This is a genomic window from Rouxiella badensis (assembly GCF_026967515.2).
Lineage (GTDB): Bacteria > Pseudomonadota > Gammaproteobacteria > Enterobacterales > Enterobacteriaceae > Rouxiella > Rouxiella badensis.
Window position 1 is genome coordinate 1,937,401 of sequence record NZ_CP114062.1, and the last position, 23,470, is coordinate 1,960,870.

Below are 23,470 nucleotides of genomic sequence, written 5' to 3' on the forward strand. Positions count from 1 at the left end.
TTATAGCTTACTTCAGGCAGCTCACGTACTGAGAAGTCAGATGTGACAGGAAGTTCACATAGCTGTCCTTGGTCAGTGCGATACCGCCTCCCAGCGGATCCAATGTGCTCGTACGCACTGTTGTTCCCTGGGCAACGGCATTAATTATGGCCGGCCTGAACTGTGGTTCAGCAAAAACGCAGACCGCTTTCTGCTCAACCAGCTGTGTTCGAATTTGATGTAATCGCTGTACTCCAGGCGGGATTTCAGGATTCACAGAGAGGCGCCCCATCGGCGACAACCCGTAGTGTTTTTCAAAATAACTGAATGTATCCTGAAAAACAAAATATCCCTTTCCCTGAACAGGTTGCAGCATCTTACCAAGCTTTATGTCAGTTTTTGTCAATCCGGCTTCAAACTGGCGCAAGTTGGCATCTAATTGGTCCTTCTTTTGCGGCATTAGTTCCAATAATTTTGCGTGAATTGCGATAGCGGTCAGTTTCGCAATATCCGGGGAAAGCCACACCGACATGTCGTAGACGGCAGTTTGCTGATCGTCGGCGATTTTATTATGCGCACGAATGTCATGTTCACGCTGTTCTTGGTTATCCGCCGCCATAAGTAGGGGTTTCACTTCCGGGATTGCCGAGAGGTCGACGACGCGATTAGGCGGTAATTGCGCCACCGATTTGCTCATAAAGCTTTCCATGTCCGGTCCTACCCACACCAGCAGATCGGCACTACGCATGCGTTGCAGGTCGGAGGGATGCAAAGAATAGCCGTGGGGAGACTGACCGTCCGGCAGCAGGACATCCGTTGGCGTAACGCCATCGGCAATAGCGGCGGCGATAAAACCGAGCGGGCGCAAAGACGCCAATACTGCCGCCTGAGCGGTGGTGACCACGCTTGCGGTCAATAATGATGCGGCCATCACGGCGCGGATCAAGAAGGATTTTTTCATTTTGATCATTTTTTCTGTTTCACAATAGGCTTATCGTTTTTATCGTTCTTAAGCCTGTTTTCAGACTAAGCATTTAGGTATTGCAGCAGTCTAGAATACTGCGCCCGCAGCCTGCCTGTCGGCAAATAGCTGAGAGCAAAAGAGAACTTTTGACTGGAGTTATCATTATTTTGTCAGAGGGGCGGCATTATACCATTGGAATTGAGTTTTAATTTCAAATTTGATCTTTTTAGGGGAGTACAGCGGGGACGGGAGGAACAAAATGGAAAAAAGGCGCAGAGAGGCAAGAGGTACTGACTTCCCCCTCTTGCCCAGGTTCGCTGCGGTGGCCTATCGAAGCCGATAAGCCATAAAAGCGACTCGGCGTAGATTGACGTTGGCCTTAAAGACAATCTCCACAAACAGCGCCCCGGGCCACCAGCCAAAAAAACCTTTTACTCAGGCCGGGTCATCCCAAAATGCCGGTAAGCATGATGGGTCGCCATACGCCCACGCGGTGTACGTTGAATGAATCCCTGCTGAATGAGGAAGGGTTCAATGACGTCTTCAATGGTTTCGCGCTCTTCGCCAATCGCCGCCGCGAGGTTGTCCAGTCCAACCGGGCCGCCGGTAAATTTGTCGATAATTGCCAGCAACAGCTTACGGTCCATGTAATCAAAGCCCTCGGCGTCGACGTCAAGCATGTCCAGTGCGCCGTTGGCAACGTCACCGTTGATGGTGCCGTCGCCTTTGACCTCCGCGAAGTCACGCACACGGCGCAGCAGTCGGTTGGCGATACGCGGCGTACCGCGTGAACGGCGAGCAATTTGATGCGCGCCCTCCTCCGACAGCTCAAGCCCCAGACAAGACGCGCTGCGCCCCACAATGTGCTGCAAATCGGCAACCTGGTAAAACTCCAGGCGTTGCACGATACCAAAACGGTCGCGCAGTGGAGAGGTCAATGACCCCGCCCGCGTCGTCGCACCGATCAGCGTGAACGGCGGCAGATCGAGTTTGATAGAGCGCGCAGCCGGGCCTTCACCAATCATGATATCCAGCTGATAGTCTTCCATTGCCGGATACAGCACCTCTTCGACTACCGGTGAAAGACGGTGAATTTCATCGATAAACAGCACGTCGTGAGGTTCGAGGTTGGTCAGCATCGCCGCGAGGTCACCCGCCTTTTCCAACACCGGACCCGACGTGGTACGCAGGTTTACGCCCATCTCGTTGGCAACAATGTTGGCTAGCGTAGTTTTACCCAGTCCGGGAGGACCGAAAATCAGCAGGTGATCCAGCGCGTCGCCGCGCTGTTTGGCCGCCTGAATGAAGATCTCCATCTGCGAACGAACGTGCGGCTGCCCAACGTATTCGGACAACAGTTTAGGACGAATCGCTCTGTCGATAACTTCTTCTTCGCTGATAACACCAGCAGAAATAAGACGGTCAGCTTCTATCATCTGTTACCTCACAGAGCCGCGCGAAGCGCTTCTCTAATCAATGTCTCGCACTCTGCGCCGGGTTTGGACACTTTACTGATCATTCGGCTCGCCTCTGGCGGCTTATAGCCGAGAGAAATGAGTGCGGCAACCGCTTCGCCTTCGGCGTCAGACTCTTTCGCCTTCGACGCAGCAGCAGGCAGGTTAATATCGACCGGATTGTTAAACAGGTCGCCGTTGAGCCCTTTAAAGCGGTCCTTCATTTCAACCACCAGACGTTCGGCGGTCTTCTTGCCCACGCCAGGCAGCTTGATAAGCGAGGTGATTTCTTCTTTCTCTACCGCACTCACAAACTGCTGCGCAGACATGCCAGAGAGAATAGCCAGCGCCAGCTTCGGCCCTACGCCGTTGACCTTAATAAGCTCGCGGAACAGCGCACGTTCCTGTTTATCATTGAAGCCGTAAAGCAGCTGCGCATCTTCACGCACGATAAACTGGGTGAAGACCACCGCTTCTTGCCCCAGCTCCGGCAGTTCGTAAAAACAGGTCATCGGCATGTGCACTTCATAACCCACGCCGTTGGTTTCCAACAGCACTAACGGGGGCTGTTTTTCCAGAATAATGCCTCTGAGACGACCTATCACTTTTACCTTCCTTTGCCGATGAATCCGCCAGCAAGGCCAGCGGAATGACGAAAATTTTTATGGTTTATATCATAGAAAAGAGCTGGATAAATATCCAGCCTTAATTAACGCATTCTCCCCCGCGCCAACTGGAGCCTGTCGCTGCTTAAGCGAATCGCATTTTGGCTGACGTGACAATGAGTTATGGCAATAGCCAGCGCATCGGCGGCGTCCGACTGAGGATTGGCAGGCAGCTTGAGCAAGGAACGCACCATGTGCTGCACCTGACTCTTTTCCGCCGCACCGGTACCGACGACGGTCTGCTTGACCTGTCGCGCCGCATATTCAAATACCGGCAAATCCTGATTAACCGCCGCCACTATCGCCGCGCCGCGCGCCTGACCCAGCTTGAGCGCCGAGTCGGCATTCTTGGCCATAAACACCGATTCAATGGCAAAAAAGTCCGGCTGAAACTGGGTGATAATTTCGGTAACGCCCGCATAAATCAGCTTCAAACGCCCCGGCATGTCATCGACCACCGTGCGAATGCAGCCGCTGCCCAAATAGCTGAGCAGCCTGCCCTGCTGGCGGATAATGCCATAGCCTGTGACGCGTGAACCGGGGTCAATCCCCAGAATGATAGCCATCGCTTATTAATACCTTATCTTATGATAACGCTGAGCCTGTCCGGGCAGAGGACCGGTTGGCGTATGAAATGTTCTGTTGGCAAGTTTGTCTTGAATTGAAGGAAAAAACAAACCGGACTGAGGATGTCCGTAAAGCCGGGCGAAAACGCGAGCCTGTCGCGCCTTCGCCCGTGAGGAAGATTACAGGGTTTCTGCGATCTCGTCGGAGATTTCACCGTTGTGGTAAACCTCCTGCACATCATCACAGTCTTCCAGCATGTCAATCAGACGCAGCAGCTTAGGCGCGGTCTCGGCGTCCATATCGGCCTTGGTAGAAGGGATCATGGTGACTTCAGCCTGATCGGCCACGAAGCCAGCGGCCTGCAACGCGTCTTTTACATCGCCCAGGCTTTCCCATGCGGTGTAAACGTCAATTGCGCCGTCGTCATAGGTCTGGATGTCATCAGCACCCGCTTCGAGCGCGGCTTCCATGATAACGTCTTCGTCCTGGCCTGGAGCAAAGGTGATTACGCCGGTTTTGGTGAACAGGTAAGCGACGGAGCCGTCGGTCCCCAGGTTACCCCCGGTTTTGCTGAAAGCATGACGCACTTCAGCAACGGTACGGTTACGGTTATCACTCAGACATTCAACCATCACGGCGGTGCCGCCCGGGCCGTAGCCTTCATAGATGATAGTTTCCATGTTGGTGTCGTCATCGCCGCCCACGCCGCGCGCGATGGCGCGGTTCAGGGTATCGCGCGTCATGTTGTTTGACAGCGCCTTGTCGATGGCCGCACGCAGACGTGGGTTGGCACCCGGATCGCCGCCGCCCAGTTTCGCAGCGGTAACCAGCTCGCGAATGATTTTGGTGAAAATTTTACCGCGTTTAGAGTCTTGTGCTGCTTTGCGGTGTTTGGTGTTGGCCCACTTACTGTGACCTGCCATAAAAGATCTCCATTAGCCTTATACAGGCTGAACTCATTTTAGATAATCAACGGCCTTGCTCCGAGACTCAATGACTCTGAGACCGGCCTAATAAATAACAAATTCTTCAATCGCCTGCTGATTGCTCGGTGACTTGGTCAAAGCGGCCGCGGCCGCTTTGTCCAGCCAACGATAGGCGTGGTGTTCGGTCAGAACAATGCTTCGCTCTTCCGGCAATGCCAGACAGAACCAGTGCTCTTTGTTCCAGCTCACGCCAGGGGCATAGCGATAGCGCAGGTGCGCAAACAGTTCAAACTCGACGCAGCGGCCGCAGTCCTGTAACAGCAGATTTTCGGCAGCGATATCGATGCCAACCTCCTCCAGAACCTCACGTTGCGCAGTTTGCGCGGGTGACTCGCCGTCTTCCAGGCTGCCGGTAACCGACTGCCAGAACTCCGTATCGTCACGCCGCTGGAGCATCAGCACCCGGCCGTTGTTTCTGGCATAGATGACCACCAGTATCGACTCAGGACGCTTGTAGCTCATCAGTTATTCTCTGAATCTGTGTCTGGGGTCGCTTTTTTAGCGATAACGCTAATCCCTAGCTCAACCAGAGACGCCGGATTGGCGAAGTTAGGTGCTTCGGTCATCAGACAGGCTGCCGCCGTGGTTTTCGGGAACGCGATAACGTCACGGATGTTATCGGTGCCGGTCAGCAGCATGACCAGACGGTCAAGACCAAACGCCAGACCCGCATGCGGAGGCGTGCCGTATTTCAGCGCATCAAGCAGGAAGCCAAACTTCTCGCGCTGCTCGTGTTCAGTAATACCCAGAATGCTGAATACCGCCTGCTGCATCTCACCACGGTGGATACGTACGGAACCGCCACCCACTTCATAGCCGTTGATAACCATGTCGTAGGCGTTGGCGATAGCGGAGGTTGGGTTCGCGGTCAGCTGTTCCGCCGTCATTTCTTTCGGTGCGGTGAACGGGTGATGCATGGCCGAAAGTCCGCCTTCGTCGGTGTCTTCGAACATTGGGAAGTCAACCACCCACAGCGGCGCCCAGGCGCTTTCGTTGGTGATTTTCAGGTCGCGACCCAGTTTCAGACGCAGTGCACCAATGGCATCGGTGACAATCTTGGCACTGGCGGCGCCGAAGAAAATCATATCGCCATCCTGTGCACCGGTACGCTCTATCAGCGCACTCAGCAGTTCTTCGTTCAGGAACTTGGCAACCGGGCTCTGGATACCTTCGAGGCCTTTAGCCACTTCGTTGACTTTAATGTAAGCCAGACCCTTGGCGCCGTAAATTTCGATAAACTTGGCGTATTCGTCGATCTGCTTACGGCTCAGCTGGGCAGCACCCGGCACGCGCAGCGCGGCAACGCGACCTTTCGGGTCGTTAGCCGGATCGGAGAACACTTTAAACTCGACGGACTTGAACAGGTCAGCAACGTCGACCAGCTCCATCGGGTTACGCAAATCAGGCTTGTCGGAGCCGAAACGACGCATAGCATCGGCGTAGGTCATGATCGGGAAATCACCCAGATCGACGCCTTTAACCTCCAGCCACAACTCGCGCGCCAGCTTCTCCATGACTTCGCGAACCTGCTCTGCGGTCATGAAAGAGGTTTCAACGTCAATCTGAGTGAATTCAGGCTGACGGTCGGCACGCAGGTCTTCGTCACGGAAACATTTAACGATTTGGTAATAACGGTCAAAGCCAGACATCATCAACAGCTGCTTGAACAGCTGTGGGGACTGCGGCAATGCGTAGAACTTACCTTTATGTACGCGGCTTGGCACCAGATAGTCGCGCGCGCCTTCCGGCGTGGCCTTGGTCAGCATCGGCGTTTCGATGTCGAGGAAGTCATGGGTGTCCATGAAACGGCGTACAAAGCTGGTGATGCGTGCGCGAGTTTTCAGGCGGTTGGCCATCTCAGGGCGACGCAGGTCCAGATAGCGGTATTTCAGACGCGCTTCTTCGGTGTTGTTGTGGTTGGAATCCAGCGGCAGCGGTTCTGAACGGTTGATGATGTTCAGCGCGCTGGCAAAGACTTCAACTTCACCCGTTGCCATGTCTTTATTAAACTGGCTTTCAGGACGCGCACGAACGGTACCGGTTAACTGCACGCAAAACTCATTACGCAGTTCTGACGCCAATTCGTACGCTGCGCTCTGATCCGGATCGAAAAATACCTGCACGATGCCTTCGCGGTCGCGCAAATCGATGAAGATCAAACCACCCAGGTCGCGGCGGCGGTTAATCCAACCGCACAAAGTCACTTCCTGGCCAACGTTGGACGAATTCAGCTTGCCACAATATTCAGTACGCATAACGGTATCCCTTTGATCTCACTGCCTGTGAGCATCGGATTAATATGGGTCGAAAAAAGGCGGTCATTATAAAGGAATTTCGTTCGCAGGATAAGTGCGAACACGCAGTTGATGCACCTGAAATTCGCTTTGGCGCGCCCTCACATATAATTTAACAAAATTATCAACAAACCCTACCCTAACCTGGATTAGACTCTTACGGACTATTAGTGCCCTAAGTAATTGCCGTCGCACGGAGGCTGCGCAACGACCGTGGGTTATTTAAACTTATAAAATCGCGAGCCTACCTATTATGTCTCTAACACTTGATCCTAAAACAACTGCTCTGGTGCTGATCGACTTGCAGAAAGGTATTCTGCCTTTTGCCGGGGGGCCACATACCGCTCAGCAAGTCCTGGATAAAGCAACTGAACTGAAAACCCGCTTCAACAAACTTGGCGCGCCGGTATTTATGGTTCGCGTAGGCTGGTCTGCAACCTTCGACGAAGCGCTGAAACAACCTACCGACATCTCTGCCGGTGGGGGTAGCCTGCCTGAAGACTGGTGGGAATTCCCAGAGCAACTTAACGTTACCGATAAAGACCTGCTGGTAGTAAAACGCCAATGGGGCGCGTTCTACGGTACCGACCTCGAGCTGCAACTGCGCCGTCGTGGTATTAAAACCGTCGTTCTTTGCGGCATCTCTACCAACATCGGCGTGGAGTCCACCGCGCGTAATGCGTGGGAGCTGGGCTTCGAACTGGTGTTCGCTGAAGACGCATGCAGCGCACACAATGCTGACCACCACGGTTCAAGCATCAACTTCATTTTCCCTCGCATCGGTCGCGTTCGCTCCACTGACGAGGTACTTGCTGCCATCGCCGAGTAAGGTTACCCTGCCGATATCAGCCAACGCCGCCTATGGGCGGCGTTTTTCATTTTAGAAACGGAACAACAATAGGGAAACGGCATGTATATTGGACTTCCCCAATGGCACCACAGTGCATGGAACAGCATCGGCCTGCACGATTTGGCCGATTACGCCCGTTACTTCAACTGCGTGGAAGGCAATACGACATTTTACGCATTGCCCAATGCCGAGGTTGTTATGCGCTGGCGCGACATGACCCATGATGATTTCCGTTTCTGTTTCAAATTTCCCCAAACCATTAGCCACAAGGCCGCGCTGCAAAACTGTCAGCGGGAAATCGATGCCTTCTATCAGTGCATCGCGCCGCTGGGGAACCGCATCGGCCAACTGTGGTTACAGTTACCCTCCACTTTCTCACCTCAGCATCTCGACCGCCTGTGGCAGTTTCTTGATGCCTTGCCTACCGGCTTTGATTACGGCGTAGAAGTCAGGCACTCACAGTTTTTTGAGAAAGGTGAGGAAGAGCGCGCATTGAATCGCGGTCTTCATGAACGTGGCATCAACCGGACCTTGCTCGACAGCCGTCCGGTGCATCACGCCACCAGCACCACCCACGCGGTGCTTGAGGCGAAAAGAAAGAAACCGATGCTGCCGGTGCACGCCGTGGTCACTGCCACGCATCCGATAGTGCGCTTCGTCGGAGGGGACGACATTAACGTCAATCAAAAATGGTTCTCGCAGTGGATAAAAAAGCTGGTCGACTGGCAGCAACAGGGGCATTCCCCTTACCTGTTTATTCACTCTCCCGACTGCAGCGATGCTCCGCAGCAGGCACAGGTCCTTTGGCGAACGCTGAGAGGCCATCTTCCGGCGCTGCCGCCTGAGCCCGATTGGCCCGAGCAAAACTCGCTGTTTTAACAACCGGGACCCGGCACGCGGTGCTTAGGCTGATATTTTTCGAGTATCCAGCGGGCGGAATCTGCTAAACTCCGCCCCCATAGCAGCAAACCGACGATTTTTGCTCCCCTTTTTACTTTTTTTGGTCTGATTCAGCACTATGACTAACCAAGATAAACTTTTTTCTGCACCGATTGAGAAACTCGGCGACTGGACTTTTGACGAGCGCGTAGCCGAAGTCTTCCCCGATATGATCCAACGCTCGGTACCTGGCTACTCCAACATCATTTCGATGATTGGCATGCTGGCCGAACGCTTCGTGAAACCCGACAGCAACGTCTACGATCTGGGCTGCTCTCTGGGTGCAGCGACGCTTTCAATGCGCCGTAATATTCACGTCTCTGGGTGTGAAATCATCGCCGTCGACAACTCTCCGGCCATGGTCGAGCGCTGCCGCCGCCACATCGACGCCTTCCGCGCCGAGACGCCGGTGCAGGTTATCGAAGCCGATATTCTTGACGTCGAGCTGAAAAATGCCTCGATGGTGGTGCTCAACTTTACCCTGCAATTCTTGCAGCCCGACGATCGCCAGCGCCTGTTAAATCAGGTTTATCAGGGCATGCGTCCGGGGGCCGCGCTGGTCTTGTCGGAGAAATTTAGCTTTGAAGATGTCAACGTCGGCGAACTGCTGTTCAACATGCATCACGACTTTAAGCGCGCCAACGGCTACAGCGAGCTGGAAATCAGCCAGAAACGCAGCATGCTCGAAAACGTGATGCTGACTGATTCGGTTGAGACCCACAAGGCACGCCTGCAACAGGCCGGTTTTGAACACGCCGAGGTCTGGTTCCAGTGCTTCAACTTTGGCTCACTGATTGCCATCAAGGCAGATGAGACAGCAGGGGACGCGGCGTGATTGAATTTGGGGATTTTTATCAGGCTATCGCCAAGGGTCCGCTAAGCCCGTGGCTCAATACTCTGCCTTCACAGCTGACGGCCTGGCAGAAAGAGTCGCTGCACGGTAAGTTCAAAATGTGGTTCAACGCCGTAGACAGGTTGCCGTTGCTGCAACCCGAACGCCTGGATCTGCTGCACAGCGTGACGGCCAATATGCTTGAGCCGCTGCCGAAGGGTCAGCGCGAAGGCATGGAAAACCTACTGCGTAACCTCATGCCGTGGCGCAAGGGTCCATTCTCACTGTATGACATTGAAATAGAAACAGAATGGCGTTCTGACTGGAAGTGGGACCGCGTACTGCCGCACATTTCTTCGTTGGCGGGTCGTACCGTCCTCGACGTCGGCTGCGGCAGCGGTTACCACATGTGGCGCATGCTTGGCGCAGGCGCGAATTTTGTGGTCGGAATCGACCCAATGCAGCTGTTTTTATGCCAGTTTGAGGCCGTTCGCAAGCTGTTGGGCGGCTGTCAGCGCGCTCACCTGTTGCCGTTGGGCATTGAGCAGCTCCCGGAACTGAACGCCTTTGACACTCTGTTCTCGATGGGCGTGCTTTACCATCGCCGCTCCCCGCTCGACCACCTTCTACAGCTTAAAAATCAGCTGGTTAGCGGCGGTGAGTTAGTGCTTGAAACGATTGTTATCGAAGGTGACAGCAATCAAGTGCTGGTCCCGGGCGACCGCTATGCGCAGATGAATAATATCTACTTCATTCCTTCCGCCGAGGCGCTAAAAGGATGGCTCATCAAATGCGGCTTCATCAATGTGCGCATTGCCGATGTTAGCCTGACTACGGTGGAAGAACAGCATCGAACCCCGTGGATGACCAGCGAATCTCTGGCAGAGTTCCTCGACCCTAATGACAGCAGCAAGACCGTTGAAGGCTACCCTGCCCCACGCCGCGCGCTGTTAATTGCCAACAAGCCTTAATCTTTACCCCGCCCCCCTAACGTCTCCGGGGGCGGGTTTATCACCAAACTCTTCCTCTCGTTATGCACGATGATAAAACCTCTCGGTTAGATTTAAAACATTGCACATCAATGTGTTAACCGCGTAAATTGTGCACACTTAAATTTTACAGTTGCCCTTTCTGTCATTAATATTTTTGAGTCATTCAAACAAAATCAAAAATTAACGCTAAAATAGCCTCTTAGAATTCAAATAATTCGAACAATTTCACTGAGTGTTATTTCTTTAGAAATCAGAAAATAACCCATATCTTTTTTAATTTAACAGCATTTGTGTAGCAATAATCTGATTTTAAGGACGCTGACAAAGAATGATTAAAAATCAGTTAGAATATAAGTAATAGTCAAGGAGTGAGAAAATCACCCACAGTAACAATAGCATTTATTGTTAATTCGAAGATGAAACCTGCCATTCATTATATTGAGGATGAATGATGAAAAAGATTCACTATTTGATTTCTTCCTTACTTTTTTTAACCAGTGAAATTTTTGCAGCTACAAATACTCCTGATAATGCGTGTAAAGATATGAAGGCTAATGATCCTTCAGCGGTTATTTCCTGCTATCGCCAAACGCTGGCATCGCAGCCGCTTAAATATTGGTTTTTGAGCAATCAGGTATATGGCGATGTCGAAGTTAACCGCTATCAGATGATTTCTCAGTCCTGGTCTCCTGAAAATCTGGTTTCGCCTTCACAGTGGCTTGAAAATGTGGCGATTGGTATTCCCAAACACCCTAAATCAACCCGTGCGCTTATCGCCGTCGATATGGACGAGGGAACCCTGTTAAAGGTGGTGCAGGAGACAAACACTATCGTCATTTCGCTCAAGACGATCCCGAACAATAATCTGGTGTATCAGAACGACAACAAAGTGCGCGTCGAGGATGACAGCATTGCACGCACCTGGAAATTATTCACCGAAGACCCGGCGCAGCGCCAACTTCTGCCATTGCATGTCCCGATGGCGGCCACAATATCCCAAACAATAAGGCTAGCAAAAAAGGAATTGGTGCGCTGGAATATTGATCAGTTCATCGTGACCGGTGCGTCGAAACGCGGCTGGGCAACCTGGCTAAGTGCCGTTTCAGATCCCAGCGTGGTGGCAATCGTTCCCTTTGTCATTGACGTACTGGACACCGATTCGGTGATGAAGAATATCTATCGCTCGTACGGTGGAAACTGGCCTGTGGCTTTTACACCCTATTATAACCAAGGCATCGATAAGCTGGTTAATTCCTCGAACTTTATCAAATTGATGAAAATAGAGGATCCATTGCAATATATGGATACCCCCTCCGAATCACGCCTGGCTATTCCAAAGTATATCGTTAACGCCAGCGGTGATGATTTCTTTGTTCCTGATAATACAAGATATTATTACGACAAGCTGCCGGGAACCAAATCATTACGTATTGCGCCAAATACCGGCCACATCGGCATTCAGGATGATTTCGAAAAATCACTGGTGCCGTTTATCAATCGAATTCAAAACAACAAAGCATTGCCAACGCTAGCCATTGCTCCCTACCGTCAAAATAAAAGTAACAGCCTGAATATCACATTTTCCGAAAAACCGCTGAAGGTATTACGTTGGACCGCCACTAATCCTGCGGCACGTGATTTCCGCTTTGCATGCGGCATCAAATATATTGCTAGCGACATTACCATGAACGGTGGAAATAATGTCTCTGTGCCGCTGAGCTATCCAGGCCCGGGTTGGCAGGCCACCTTTGTGGAGGCGACGTTTAGCGACGGCTATATCGCCACCTCGCAGGTTTATATTACGCCTGACGATAAATACCCTACCACCCCACCGCCAGCCAACGGCGATGCATGCACTACTCTGGCAGGACGTGGTTTATAAGATGTGTCTGATAACACGCGTATTTTGTGGCAGAGGATAACAATTCTGGTTTTCTCTGCTAACCTTATCTAACCAATCAAAAGGAGATAGCGTATGTTTAATCAAGCACAAGACAAAGTAAAAGAAGTTGCGGGCGCTGCACAGGAAGCTTACGGCGATCTCACTGATTCACCCGAGCATCAGGCCAAAGGCGCAGCACGTAAATATGCCTCTCAAGCTAGCTATGTGGCTAAAGATGCAGTATCGACTGCCGTCGATCAGGTTAAAGAAAATCCTTTCGCAGGCGTTGCAGTTGCAGGCGCGGTAGGTATTCTCATCGGTTATCTGCTCGGCCGAAAATAAAAAAACGTCATGAGTTATGCTAGCCACCCTAATTAGTGTGTGGCAGAGGTTCGGAAGGCTGTGTGAAATTTCTTCAGCGGGCTTGACCTAGTGCTTATTAGGTATAGAATTTTGTCCGCATAATATTTACACACAGCACGTTCTACCCATAACTATATAGAAGTCGTTTTTATTGAGCCATCAGCGCAAGCTGATGGCTCTTTTACTCATTATGTAAAACTTTTTTCCCGCCCTTATAACCCCTCCAACAACCTGACAACCTTAAACTATTGCGAAATGTGCAGTCAGTTGAGTACGCTGATAATCACAGGGATAGAGAGAGGTGTGATATGACACATGAAATAGCAGCGTTACACGTAGCGGCCTCAAGCATTACAAATAATCTTAAGTCGGCTGACGGCATCTTCGCGCCCTGATTGCCAAGCCTGAGAGGCTAAGCGCAATCAATGCCGCCTCAGGGAGGCATTGTCATTTAAGACGCCCACCCTCCGTTTTCTCGTTTTATTCTCTGATTCAAAATCATAAGAAAAAGACATCCACCCTCCTCTCCCTCGCCCCATAAACATCAGAAAATCTCATCTTTATAGTGCATTGCTATCTTTTGGTGCGCACAGTCTCAGAAACCGCTTGTTCATTCTAATTAATGATTTAACTATAAAATTTCATATTTTTTATTTAATAAAAAATATGAGTTCGATTTAAATCCGCGTCGGATAAGGATTTAAGTCAAACATACATAAGATTATGGAATGTTTTATTTTTGGGGTGGCATGCGTTTTGCTTATATAAAATCTCCCATACAATGATGAGGCAGTATTACCACTATGAATGATTCTAGACTTCGTTCCGGGCTTTCCCTGTGGCAGGTTGTGATAATCGGCATCGCCTACATGACCCCAATGACCGTGTTTGACACCTTCGGCATCGTCTCCGGCGTGACTGAAGGACGCGTGCCGATGGCCTATTTGCTGGCGCTGGTGGCGGTTCTGCTCACCGCACTAAGCTATGGTCGCCTGGTCAAGCTTTATCCTGAGGCCGGTTCGGCCTATACCTACGCCCGAGGCACCTGCGGCAGCCAATTTGGGTTCCTGGTGGGCTGGTCCTCTCTGCTCGACTATATTCTGCTGCCGATGATCAACTCCCTGCTCTCGGGGATTTATCTGAGGTCGCTGTTTCCGCACATTCCCCCCGCCCTGTTTATCATGGCTTTTACCCTTCTGGTGGCCTTCATTAACTGCCGCAACATCAAACTGCTGGCGAATCTGAACGTTATTTTTGTCGGATTGCCGGTGATATTGATGGGCATCTTTATTTATCTGGTGATTCAGGGGGTGAGCCATCATGCAGGCAGCGGCCACGTCTGGACGTTAGCCCCACTGCTCAACGGCAACGCCAGTGTTCTTCCGCTGATAGGCGGCGCGGCGATGCTCTGTTTCTCGTTCCTGGGCTTTGATGCCGTGACCACCCTGTCTGGCGACACGCGTAATCCTGGCAAGGTTATCCCCCGCGCTATCTTCATTACCGCACTGAGCGGTGGACTGATTTTCTTCGTCGCCGCCTGGTTTATTCAGCTTTACTACCCCAACAATGCGCAGTTCAAGAATCCGGACGAAGCCATGCCGGAAATCGTACTTTACGTCGGCGGAAAATTCTTCCAGTCGGTATTTCTGGTGGCAATTCTGGTGAATACCTTTGCCTCTGCGTTGGCCTCCCACGCAAGCGCCGCGCGACTGCTCAACATCATGGGGCGAGACAACATCTTCCCGCAGAAATTCTTTGGCTATAACCATCCGCAAACCCACAGCCCTCTTTACTGCATTCTGTTCGTCAGTGGAATCTCGATGACCGCAGTTTTCTTCAATCTCGATACCGCTGTGTCATTGATTAGCTTCGGTGCGCTGGTGGCCTTTAGCTCAGTGAATATCTCGGTATTAATGCATTTTGCCGTACTGAAAAAGCAGATCAACTCGCTGCGTGAGGGAATCAATAACGTCGTCATGCCACTGTTGGGGCTACTCACCGTCGCCGTAATGTGGTTCAACCTGGATAAAGACGCGCTGGAGCTGGGCCTGACGTGGGCAGCGCTGGGTGCAGCTTATCTGGTCTATTGCAAACTGACTAACAAGGTGGTGGTGCTTTCCGAAGTGTAACCGGTAGTCATTCCCTGAAGGTGTCCTCAGCGTGTCTTCCTGAAGGACTGTGATTAACTTATTGAGAAAATGCCATGTCCCTAAAAACGGCTATTAAGAAGCCTGCGTTAACCCATGACGCAATCTGTATCCAGACCCAGAACGAGATAACTCACGGTGACTGGAACTGGGTCAACGACAAAAAACAGACCGAAAACCTGGACCCTGGAAATCCCGCTAATTACTACGAGTCGACACTTTCCCCCTGGGAAAACTTCCCACCGCTTATCGAGGACAAAGAGTGTGAACTGGTAGTGATTGGAGGAGGTCTGCTGGGCGCATCTGCCGCTCTTCACCTTTCAGAATCGGGCGTTGATACCGTACTGCTTGAAAAAGACAGGATTGGTTCTGCCGCCTCGGGGCGCAATGGCGGACAGCTCACGCCCGGGCTGGCGCGTTGGGAGGCAGAATCAATGTTGGAAAATCTCAGCTTTGAGGAAGCACGCCGCCTGTGGACCTTTACCTCGTCGGAGTCGATGTCGCTGATTGACGAGATAACGGCACGCTATGGCCTTGAGGTCGATCGCGGACGCGGCCATCTAACGGCGGCTGTTCATCCCGGGCACCTCAACTCGCTGGTCAGAGAAGCCGATGCAAGGAAGTTTCTCGGTGACGAAAACGTGACCATCCTCGGAGCTTACGAAATCAAGAGTCATATTCAGTCCGATATCTACCACGGTGGCGCGCTGGACATGCTTGGAGGACAGGTTCATTCACTGGCCCTGACGCGAGGCCTTATTTATGGTTTTGTCACCAACGGGGGTACCGTGCACGAGCAGAGCGAGGTGATTCGCCTCGAGGAAACGGACAAGGGCGTGAGAGTACACACCTCACAGGGATCGATTCTTGCCCGCCGAGGCGTGATCCTCGCCGTGCACAGTGCCACATACACTCTGCTGGCGCAGGACAACTCAACGACAATCCCTTTCTATACTTACGTCGGCACCACCTGCCCGGTCGAAGGCGGTACGCGTTCTCTGCTGCCTACCGGCAAAGCGGTCTACGATACACAGTTCCAGATAGACTATTATCGCCCGGTGAGGAACGAACGCCTGCTGTTTGGCGGTCAGGGAACCGGGATGCGCTGGCATGACGATAAAACCGTAGATTACCTTACCTCTCGCCTGCGCGCCGTATTTCCTGACCGGGATGACCTTGAGCTCGAATTTGCCTGGAGCGGTACCACCGATTTAACGCTAAATGGCGCAACCGACTGCCGAAAACTGGGAAAACGTGCGCCCATTTATGCCGTACACGGCTGGAGTGGACACGGCATTGCGCAGACGGTGAGGATAGGCAAGGCTATCCGTGATGACGTTTTGCGACTCAATAATGACTTCAACATGTTGACCACCATCAAACATCGCTCGTTGATGATAGGCCGTCAACTTGCCCCGGTGGCTATCCCGATAGCCAAAACCCTGATGGGCATTGGGACTCGCCTGTCGCCCGGAAAAATGGTCTCATTCTAGGCCTGCTCGGGCTGCCCGTGCAGGGCAGCCCGATTTTTATCGGCGGGTGGGATTAATAAAGGCCAGCGCTTTGTTGCTGGCCAACTTGAAGTCGTCATCTTCTTTATGCAGTAAAAAGATGATCATCACCACGCCCGCATTAACCGCGTTGATGTTTGACAGCGTCTCTCCGCCCAGCGAATGGCGAATCGGATTTAACGTGTTGCGTTCCCACGCTTTGAACGCCTTACCATAGCCCGCATTGCTCACGGCTCTGAAAATGTTGTGTTTCTGCGTATTGGTCAACACGTTCTGTGACGCAGCGATTTCGATGGCGTGTTTAATCAACTCTTTGGCCATCTTGTTTTTCGAGATCCGTAATGATTTCTCATAGGACTCATACCAGCTTGCAAAATTGCGCTTGAGCGACTGGCGAGACTTGATAGTGTTAAACAGCCCAACTACCGCGACCAATGCGAGCATCACCAATAAGCCTGTCATGAAATACGTCATAAAACGTTCCTGTATACGATGTGTCTGATAAAAGTGAAAAATGATGAGTTAATTGAAAACTCAGGAATTTCGTCCCGGCAGTGTCTGACAGGTTTTTCCTGCCGAGAGGGGAGCCGTAACGGGATATTTCGCATCGGGAGTGATATAAACCTGTGAGGTTGCCACGTAGCCATCGGCAAAGGTGGCCTCAATAAACCTCGCCTGCCAGCCAGCCAGCACCGGCATAGTCCAGCGAGAGATTCACCGTATTTTGCGGGCTGGGCGTAAGGCGTGTAGACGCGTAACGAATGCCGCAGGCGTAGCGGAAATCTCGGGAATCAGGATTTGTGGCGGTCCATTGCAGCACCTTCACCGGCTTCTCGGAGAAACTCACCTGTCGATCGACGTCGCTATTGGCCGAATTTGTGACGGTCACGGTTGGCAGCGGACGGGAGTCCTGCAAACGGTTGATAAACGCGACCAGCGACTGCTGCATGACGTTCACAATCCCGAGATGATCGCTGTTGGGCACGATACGCAGAGATTTTTCACCGGGCAGTGGATCAAAGTAGTAGCGCGTATCATCCGGCGGAAAGAAGTCGTCGCCGCTGGCGTTGATGATGTATTTAGGAATCGCCAGTCGAGACCTCGCGTCAGTCGCCAGATACTGCAACGGATCCTCAATCTTCATCAACTGCTCAAAGGCGGGCGTGCCGAGCTTGAGATCGATCTGATTGTCGTAATAGGGTTTAAAGGCAATGGGCCAGTTCCCGCCGTAGACCCGGTACATGTGCTTCACAATGTCTTGCGTATTCAGTGCGTCCGCCACGAAAGGCACAATGGCTTCCACCGACGGGTCTGAAATACCGGCAAGCCAGGTTGCCCAGCCGCGCTTGGACGCGCCGGTGACAATAAATTTGTCAATATGCCAGGGTCTCAGTTCTTTTTTAGCCAGCCTGATGGTTTGTGAAATAGCTTCGGCCATCGGCACATGCAGTGGCAGCAGTGCCCGGTTTTGCGGACTTTGCATCGTTAATTGCCAGCTGCGCGCAATACTGTCGTCCTCAACGCGTGAAATTCCATCGTGCTGATACTCCAGTCCGATAGCCGGAATATTATCCAGAGAAACAACAATCGTATTCGTTGATTGCGCAATTTCGGCCATCATCTTTTCGCTAAGATCGACGGCAATAAGCGCTCTGGTGCCCCTAGCGTTTTTGGGAATATAAATATTGACGTCATGATGCCATTGGCCAGGAGTGACCAAACCGTCAGGTGACCAGTGTTGTGACAGCATTTGATATCTATTGATCTGAACGGGCGGTTTGCTGGGATCAATAGCATATCGGGCGGGCACGATATCGTTTAATAAATACCGATATTCGCGCGGATACGCCTGGTTGCTGACAAAGCGGTAGTCAAGCCTTTGCTTCGCGAGCGTTTCGCGATAGCAGGCAATCATATTGGTATTACTCACCTTGCTGTCGATACTATTACAAGCATTGTCCAATAGCCGCGTTTGGGAAAAAACACACGCCGGCAGTAACAGCAAAGAAAAGAACACCAACTTAAATATGTTCATATATTACCCTGGAAAAAATTCATACAGAATTTAAATGCACACTAGAATGTTTCTAATATTTATTTATTAACCTATTGCTAGCATCATTCCTGAGAATCCTCTCGATAGCAGGGTCTGAAATGACACTTTTTTATTGATTCATTGCATGCATTACGATCATCAAGGTTATAGTCACCTGCGTAAATTATTTGAGTGAATAATTTATCTAAGCAGAGTTTATTTTTATCGATTCGCGGTAGAATCATCGTACAATAATACCTCAAAAATTGGGCCTATTTTTGAGGTCATTAAGGTGTTAATTTTGCCCATAATTTAAATTCAAATTCTCTAAGAAAATTCCCACTCAGCACTGAAGATCGGCGAATAATTATTTACCCGCGCACCTTTGCCGTTATCTAAATATGTTCTTTACAACCCTTAGACAGCCTGGGTTTAAAATGAAAAAAACCCTGCCGTCCGTCTTGAGGCGCATAAAGTTATACAATTTTCCGTGACCTGTACAATATTTTTGATCAAAAAATTTGCAATTTAGTTTAAGGAAACTAGAAAATTAAACATAACTATCTGTAAAATAAGGATTTAATAGATTTTATTGGGTTTTTTTATAATTTAAATTTTTTTTGTTTTTTAGGCCTGGGATTGACGTTAAAACAACCTATTTTCATGCGCCTGAAAAATTATCTCCCTGAAGTAGACTCGCCCCCTCTTCTCGTTATTTCCAGCCTCAGTAAAAAGATAAAAAACGTTATAAACGCCTTTTTTGATGTGATCACATCAAAACTTTGATTGACATTTCACTCGCCAAAAACGCAGAAAAATGGCTAGCACAATCTGCCGAATTATTAATGATGAACACCTTCAAAAACACACTAAATGCCACACTTAAATAAATTTTCACCATCAAAATTCACAAGAAAAATACTAAATTAACATCTAATAAAAATCCCCATCCCTGTTGCGTCAATTCAAGGAGTCAATGTGAAACGTAGAAAAGTCCTAAAAGGCGGACTGGTGCTAATTGCCAGTGCGACCGTTGCGTCTGTCTTTCGCCCCGTAGGGGCAGCAATGAAAGTATTCACCGGCGGTGAAACATGGGCTGCGCCACCTGGACGTATTCCTGAAATAGTCGATAGCAGCAAGCTGGTGTATTTCACCCCACGCGAAGCGGCGCTGGTTAAAGCTGTTTATGACCGTTTAATCCCGGCCGACGAGCTCTCCGTTAGTGCGTCGGAAGCCGGTTGCGTGACCTTTACCGATAATCAGTTAATGGGTCCCTTTGGGTCCGCACAAAATCGCTACAAGCTAGGCCCCATTGTTAAAGGTACGCCCGAACAAGGTGAGCAAACCATTATTACGCCTGCGCAGGTTTATCGAACCGGGTTGGCGGCGATGGAGGCACATTGTCAAAAAACAGTGGGCAAAAGCTTTATCGACCTTTCCGATGAGGAAAAAGATAACTATCTCGAGAAAATGGAGTCAGGAAGCTTCGACTATGGCGAATTTAACGGCAATAAATTATTTAGCCTGATGCTGACCAACGTTAAAGAGGGTTTTCTGGCCGATCCTTTGTATGGCGGCAATAAAAACATGGTCGGCTGGAGGATGATTGGTTTCCCAGGTGCGCGCTACGACTACCGTGATTATATAAATATTAAAGGTAAAAGAGTCGAATTAGAGCCTATCAGCCTGATTATGATTTGATATTTTTTTTGAATTTTTATTTTTTGGAAATATGAGCATGGAATATAAAAGACCTAAAGCAGATGTGGTTATTGTCGGACTTGGCTGGTCAGGTTCAGTGATGGCCGAGGAGCTGACCCGAGCCGGGCTTAACGTGGTTGCCATTGAACGCGGAGCCTATCGCGAAACCAGTGCAGACTTCCCGACGACCAGCGATCCTGATGAATTACGCTATTCCGTACGCAAGGAGATCCTTCAACCTGCATCGGTTGAAACATACACCATCCGAAATAATGTTAATCAAACCGCCTTACCCGGACGTGAGTGGAATAACTGGACGTTAGGGATGAACGTAGGAGGGGCTGGCACGCACTGGGCAGCCGCCTCGTGGCGCTTCCTGCCGTACGATTTGCAGGTTGCTAGCACCGTCAAAGAACGCTACGGGCTCAAGCAGCTGGTCGATGGGCTTATCGTGCAGGATTTTGGGGTGACTTATAACGAGCTGGAACCCTTCTACGATCGGTTTGAGAAAATAGCCGGCACGTCAGGCACTGCCGGGGTTATTAATGGCGTTAAACAGCCGGGCGGTAACCCTTTCGAAGGGAGCCGCAGCCATCCCTATCCGACCCCTTCACTGGTGCGCTCCCGCTGGAACGACATTTTCGACCAAACTACCACCAAAATGGGCTATCACCCGTTTCCCGTGCCCGCAGGAACAATAGGCGCAGCCTATAAAAATGCGCTAGATATCGAGCTGGCACCCTGTACCTACTGCGGCTACTGCCAGCTTTACGGTTGCGGTAACTGGTCCAAGTCTTCGCCAAACGCCTGTGTTATGCCGGCACTGATGCAGCGTAAAAACTTTACTATGCTCACCGAATGCGAAGTCCTGCGCGTTGAGAAGAGCGCGGATGGTAAAACGGCTGCCGGTGCAACCTTCATCGATTCTGACGGAAATTACGGCTTCCAGCCCGCCGATATCGTCGTTATCTCGGCCTATCAGCTCGATAACGTGCGCCTGCTGATGCTCTCCAAATTTGGTCAGATGTATAATCCTAAAACTGGCGAGGGCACGCTGGGGCGCGCTTTTAATTTCCAGACGCTTTCCTATGCGTTTCTGAATCTTGAAAATGAATTCCTGAATCCATTTATGAATACCGGCGCATTAGCCACCCAGATTGACGATTTTAACGGCGATAACTTTGACCACACCGGGCTCGGCTTTATCGGAGGTGCGGGGATACAGGCGCTGTCAAACACCGGCTTGCCTATCAGCCTCTCTGACCAGATACCGGCCGGGCATCGCCAGTGGGGCTCAAGTTGGAAAAAAGATTTTCAGTCAGGGTATCAAAACTGGGCGATGGTGCAGGGTCAAGGAACCAGCTATTCACATCGCGAACAGTTCCTCGATCTCGACCCGACCTATAAAGACCGCCACGGGCAACCTTTGCTGCGTCTGACCTACGATTACAACCTCAATGACCGTCGTTCGGGTGCCTATATTCGTGACCGCTGTCGTGAGATTGCCGAAGCCGTGGGGGGCAAAAACATTCGCGCCGTTTCTTTCGCCGACGATCATTACTCACCTTATCGCCCGTTTGACAGCTCGCATACTATGGGCGGTGCGGTAATGGGGCTGGACCCGAAAACGTCGGTCCTTAACCGTTTTCAGCAGCACTGGGACGCACACAACCTCTTCGTTACCGGCGCATCTTCCTTCCCCAACAATGGCGGCTATAACCCTACCGTCACCATTGGTGCGCTGACTATCCGCACTGCACGCGCCATTATTGAACGCTATATTAAATCACCAGGTTCACTGGTTTAAGAAAAAAGGGATGAACCGGCAACCGGTTCATCCCTGACTTTACAACCCCGTGGGTGTGATTGCGCCGCTATCCCTGACTTTTTTCTACCAGCCTCGAGCTTTGCCAATCGATACGCTCAAACAAAATGACCGTCACCACCGCCATTAACAGGTTGGTGACAGGAAACGCATACCACAGGCCGGAAACGGCGAGGGAAGTATAGTGGGACAGCCCCCATGCCAGCGGGATCTGCACCAGCCATTGCGAAACCAGCGCCAGCGTCATCGTGGTCATGGTGCGCCCCGTCGCGCGAAAAGCCCCGCTGAGTGCCATCTGTAAGCCAATCAAGCCGTAGCTAGGCGCGATAATATGCAGGAACCTTTCCCCATGACCAATGACCGGCGTCTGATTAGGAGCAAAGAAGGCCACAATATCAGGGGCAAAAGTGAAGGCGAAGACGCCCACCAACGTCAACGCGAAAAATGATATCAGCGCGCTTAAACGCCCAATCGCCCTCGCACGTTCAAAATTTCCCGCGCCAATATTCTGCCCAACCAGCGTCGCGGTGGCTATCGACACGCCAATGGCCGGAACAATCACCAGCGCATTGATGTTGTTGACCACCCCATAAGCCGCCGTGACCGCCGTTCCAAGCACCGCCACCAGCGACATCATGCCGCTTGCACTCAACGCATGGGCGCACAGTTCGATTGACGAGGGCACCCCGAGTTGAACCACCGACTTAAAAATATCCAGGCGAGGTTTCATCGCCCGAAAACTTACCTTCAGCACCACGTGACGCGAATGCAAGACCAGCAGCCCCGCTACCACGGCAATACCCTGATTGATAAGCGTTGCGATGGCCGCACCGGTCACGCCAAATGCCGGGATAATTCCCCAGCCATAAATTAGCAGCGGATCCATGACAGCGTTAAGAATCAGTGTGCCCAGCGTTATCATCAGCGGGATGCGGACTTCGCCAGAGCCCCTCATCAGGGACTGTAGCATGGAAAAACCGAAGGTAAATATCATGCCGCTGACGATGACCCGCAGGAAGCTGAGCGCCAGAGGAAATACCTCTTCCTGAGTGCCGAGCGTTCGCAGCATCCAGGGCGACAGCCAATAGGCGCCTACTGAAATCGGTAGGCCGAACAGCAGCGCCAGCATAAACACCTGTGACGCAATGTTACTCGCCTCGCGATGCAGGCGAGCCCCGATACACTGCGCAACCAGCGTTGTCCCCGCGACGCTAAGCCCGATGCCCAACGCAAAAACGAGAAAAACGATGGGCTGACTTACCGATATCGCCGCCACGGCCTTGTCGCCTAAACGCCCTACCCAAAAGGCGTCCACCATGATGTAACCTGACTGCAAGAGGTTAGCCAAAATAACGGGCACGCCAATTTTAGTCAGTGAACGTAATATCGAACCTTGCAGCAGAATATTTGCTGTGTTGTCGGAAATATCAGTGGCCAAGAATTGATCCCTTCTTCAAATAGTGACGCAACGCTTATTGTTATGT

The 23,470-nt window shown here is 51.2% G+C and carries 20 protein-coding genes; 10 read left to right on the top strand and 10 right to left on the bottom strand.

The window, feature by feature from the left end; translation table 11 throughout:
• Window positions 1-7 precede the first annotated feature (7 nt).
• The 7 genes from znuA to aspS form a co-directional block, all read right to left on the bottom strand.
• Window positions 8-946 carry a zinc ABC transporter substrate-binding protein ZnuA gene (gene znuA, locus O1V65_RS09070; protein WP_376783505.1) on the bottom strand — a complete coding sequence of 313 codons (939 nt, stop codon included), beginning with the start codon at window positions 944-946 and terminating at the stop codon, window positions 8-10.
• 428 nt (window positions 947-1,374) lie between these two features.
• Window positions 1,375-2,379, bottom strand: coding sequence for a Holliday junction branch migration DNA helicase RuvB (gene ruvB, locus O1V65_RS09075; RefSeq protein WP_017491099.1), 1,005 nt, complete (start codon window positions 2,377-2,379; stop codon window positions 1,375-1,377).
• 8 nt (window positions 2,380-2,387) lie between these two features.
• Entirely contained in the window at window positions 2,388-3,002 is a 615-nt protein-coding gene (gene ruvA, locus O1V65_RS09080) for a Holliday junction branch migration protein RuvA (RefSeq protein WP_269130438.1), read from the bottom strand.
• 104 nt (window positions 3,003-3,106) lie between these two features.
• Window positions 3,107-3,628, bottom strand: a complete 522-nt coding sequence (gene ruvC / locus O1V65_RS09085; protein WP_017491097.1) for a crossover junction endodeoxyribonuclease RuvC — start codon at window positions 3,626-3,628, stop codon at window positions 3,107-3,109.
• A gap of 180 nt (window positions 3,629-3,808) precedes the next feature.
• Complete coding sequence (locus O1V65_RS09090) at window positions 3,809-4,552, bottom strand: YebC/PmpR family DNA-binding transcriptional regulator (RefSeq protein ID WP_017491096.1); 744 nt, start codon at window positions 4,550-4,552, stop codon at window positions 3,809-3,811.
• Window positions 4,553-4,639: 87 nt separating this feature from the next.
• On the bottom strand, window positions 4,640-5,077 hold the full coding sequence (gene nudB / locus O1V65_RS09095; RefSeq protein WP_017491095.1) for a dihydroneopterin triphosphate diphosphatase: 438 nt from the start codon (window positions 5,075-5,077) through the stop codon (window positions 4,640-4,642).
• Window positions 5,077-6,870, bottom strand: coding sequence for an aspartate--tRNA ligase (aspS, locus tag O1V65_RS09100; RefSeq protein ID WP_017491094.1), 1,794 nt, complete (start codon window positions 6,868-6,870; stop codon window positions 5,077-5,079). The genes nudB and aspS overlap by 1 nt, the downstream gene beginning before the upstream one ends.
• A 292-nt stretch (window positions 6,871-7,162) precedes the next feature.
• On the opposite strand from aspS, the gene O1V65_RS09105 reads away from it, so the two are divergent.
• The 8 genes from O1V65_RS09105 to O1V65_RS09140 all read left to right on the top strand — a co-directional run bounded on the left by O1V65_RS09105 (window position 7,163) and on the right by O1V65_RS09140 (window position 16,407).
• Window positions 7,163-7,738 carry a hydrolase gene (locus O1V65_RS09105; protein ID WP_017491093.1) on the top strand — a complete coding sequence of 192 codons (576 nt, stop codon included), beginning with the start codon at window positions 7,163-7,165 and terminating at the stop codon, window positions 7,736-7,738.
• Between the two features lie 81 nt (window positions 7,739-7,819).
• Window positions 7,820-8,638 (top strand): DUF72 domain-containing protein, encoded by an 819-nt coding sequence (locus O1V65_RS09110; protein ID WP_192503618.1) that lies wholly within the window; start codon window positions 7,820-7,822, stop codon window positions 8,636-8,638.
• Between the two features lie 139 nt (window positions 8,639-8,777).
• The gene (gene cmoA / locus O1V65_RS09115) at window positions 8,778-9,533 is read left to right on the top strand and encodes a carboxy-S-adenosyl-L-methionine synthase CmoA (protein WP_017491091.1); all 756 of its coding nucleotides are present in this window, start codon (window positions 8,778-8,780) and stop codon (window positions 9,531-9,533) included.
• Entirely contained in the window at window positions 9,530-10,501 is a 972-nt protein-coding gene (cmoB, locus tag O1V65_RS09120) for a tRNA 5-methoxyuridine(34)/uridine 5-oxyacetic acid(34) synthase CmoB (RefSeq protein WP_017491090.1), read from the top strand. Before cmoA ends, cmoB begins: the two co-directional genes overlap by 4 nt.
• Window positions 10,502-10,973: 472 nt before the next feature.
• Window positions 10,974-12,404 carry a PhoPQ-activated protein PqaA family protein gene (locus O1V65_RS09125; protein WP_192504464.1) on the top strand — a complete coding sequence of 477 codons (1,431 nt, stop codon included), beginning with the start codon at window positions 10,974-10,976 and terminating at the stop codon, window positions 12,402-12,404.
• A 93-nt stretch (window positions 12,405-12,497) separates the two neighbouring features.
• Complete coding sequence (locus O1V65_RS09130) at window positions 12,498-12,746, top strand: CsbD family protein (RefSeq protein WP_017491088.1); 249 nt, start codon at window positions 12,498-12,500, stop codon at window positions 12,744-12,746.
• A gap of 824 nt (window positions 12,747-13,570) precedes the next feature.
• Entirely contained in the window at window positions 13,571-14,896 is a 1,326-nt protein-coding gene (locus O1V65_RS09135) for an APC family permease (RefSeq protein WP_084913020.1), read from the top strand.
• A gap of 74 nt (window positions 14,897-14,970) precedes the next feature.
• On the top strand, window positions 14,971-16,407 hold the full coding sequence (locus O1V65_RS09140) for an NAD(P)/FAD-dependent oxidoreductase (RefSeq protein ID WP_017491086.1): 1,437 nt from the start codon (window positions 14,971-14,973) through the stop codon (window positions 16,405-16,407).
• A gap of 36 nt (window positions 16,408-16,443) precedes the next feature.
• On the opposite strand, the gene O1V65_RS09145 is transcribed toward O1V65_RS09140, so the two are convergent.
• The gene (locus O1V65_RS09145; RefSeq protein ID WP_017491085.1) at window positions 16,444-16,899 is read right to left on the bottom strand and encodes a hypothetical protein; all 456 of its coding nucleotides are present in this window, start codon (window positions 16,897-16,899) and stop codon (window positions 16,444-16,446) included.
• A gap of 187 nt (window positions 16,900-17,086) precedes the next feature.
• On the bottom strand, window positions 17,087-18,355 hold the full coding sequence (locus tag O1V65_RS09150; protein WP_269130439.1) for a PhoPQ-activated protein PqaA family protein: 1,269 nt from the start codon (window positions 18,353-18,355) through the stop codon (window positions 17,087-17,089).
• A gap of 1,083 nt (window positions 18,356-19,438) precedes the next feature.
• On the opposite strand from O1V65_RS09150, the gene O1V65_RS09155 reads away from it, so the two are divergent.
• Window positions 19,439-20,161 carry a gluconate 2-dehydrogenase subunit 3 family protein gene (locus O1V65_RS09155; protein WP_269130440.1) on the top strand — a complete coding sequence of 241 codons (723 nt, stop codon included), beginning with the start codon at window positions 19,439-19,441 and terminating at the stop codon, window positions 20,159-20,161.
• 37 nt (window positions 20,162-20,198) lie between these two features.
• Window positions 20,199-21,968 (top strand): GMC family oxidoreductase, encoded by a 1,770-nt coding sequence (locus O1V65_RS09160; protein WP_017491082.1) that lies wholly within the window; start codon window positions 20,199-20,201, stop codon window positions 21,966-21,968.
• 67 nt (window positions 21,969-22,035) lie between these two features.
• Here O1V65_RS09160 and solL read toward each other — a convergent pair whose 3' ends face one another.
• Window positions 22,036-23,424, bottom strand: coding sequence for a solanimycin export family MATE transporter SolL (gene solL, locus O1V65_RS09165; RefSeq protein ID WP_017491081.1), 1,389 nt, complete (start codon window positions 23,422-23,424; stop codon window positions 22,036-22,038).
• Window positions 23,425-23,470 lie beyond the last annotated feature (46 nt).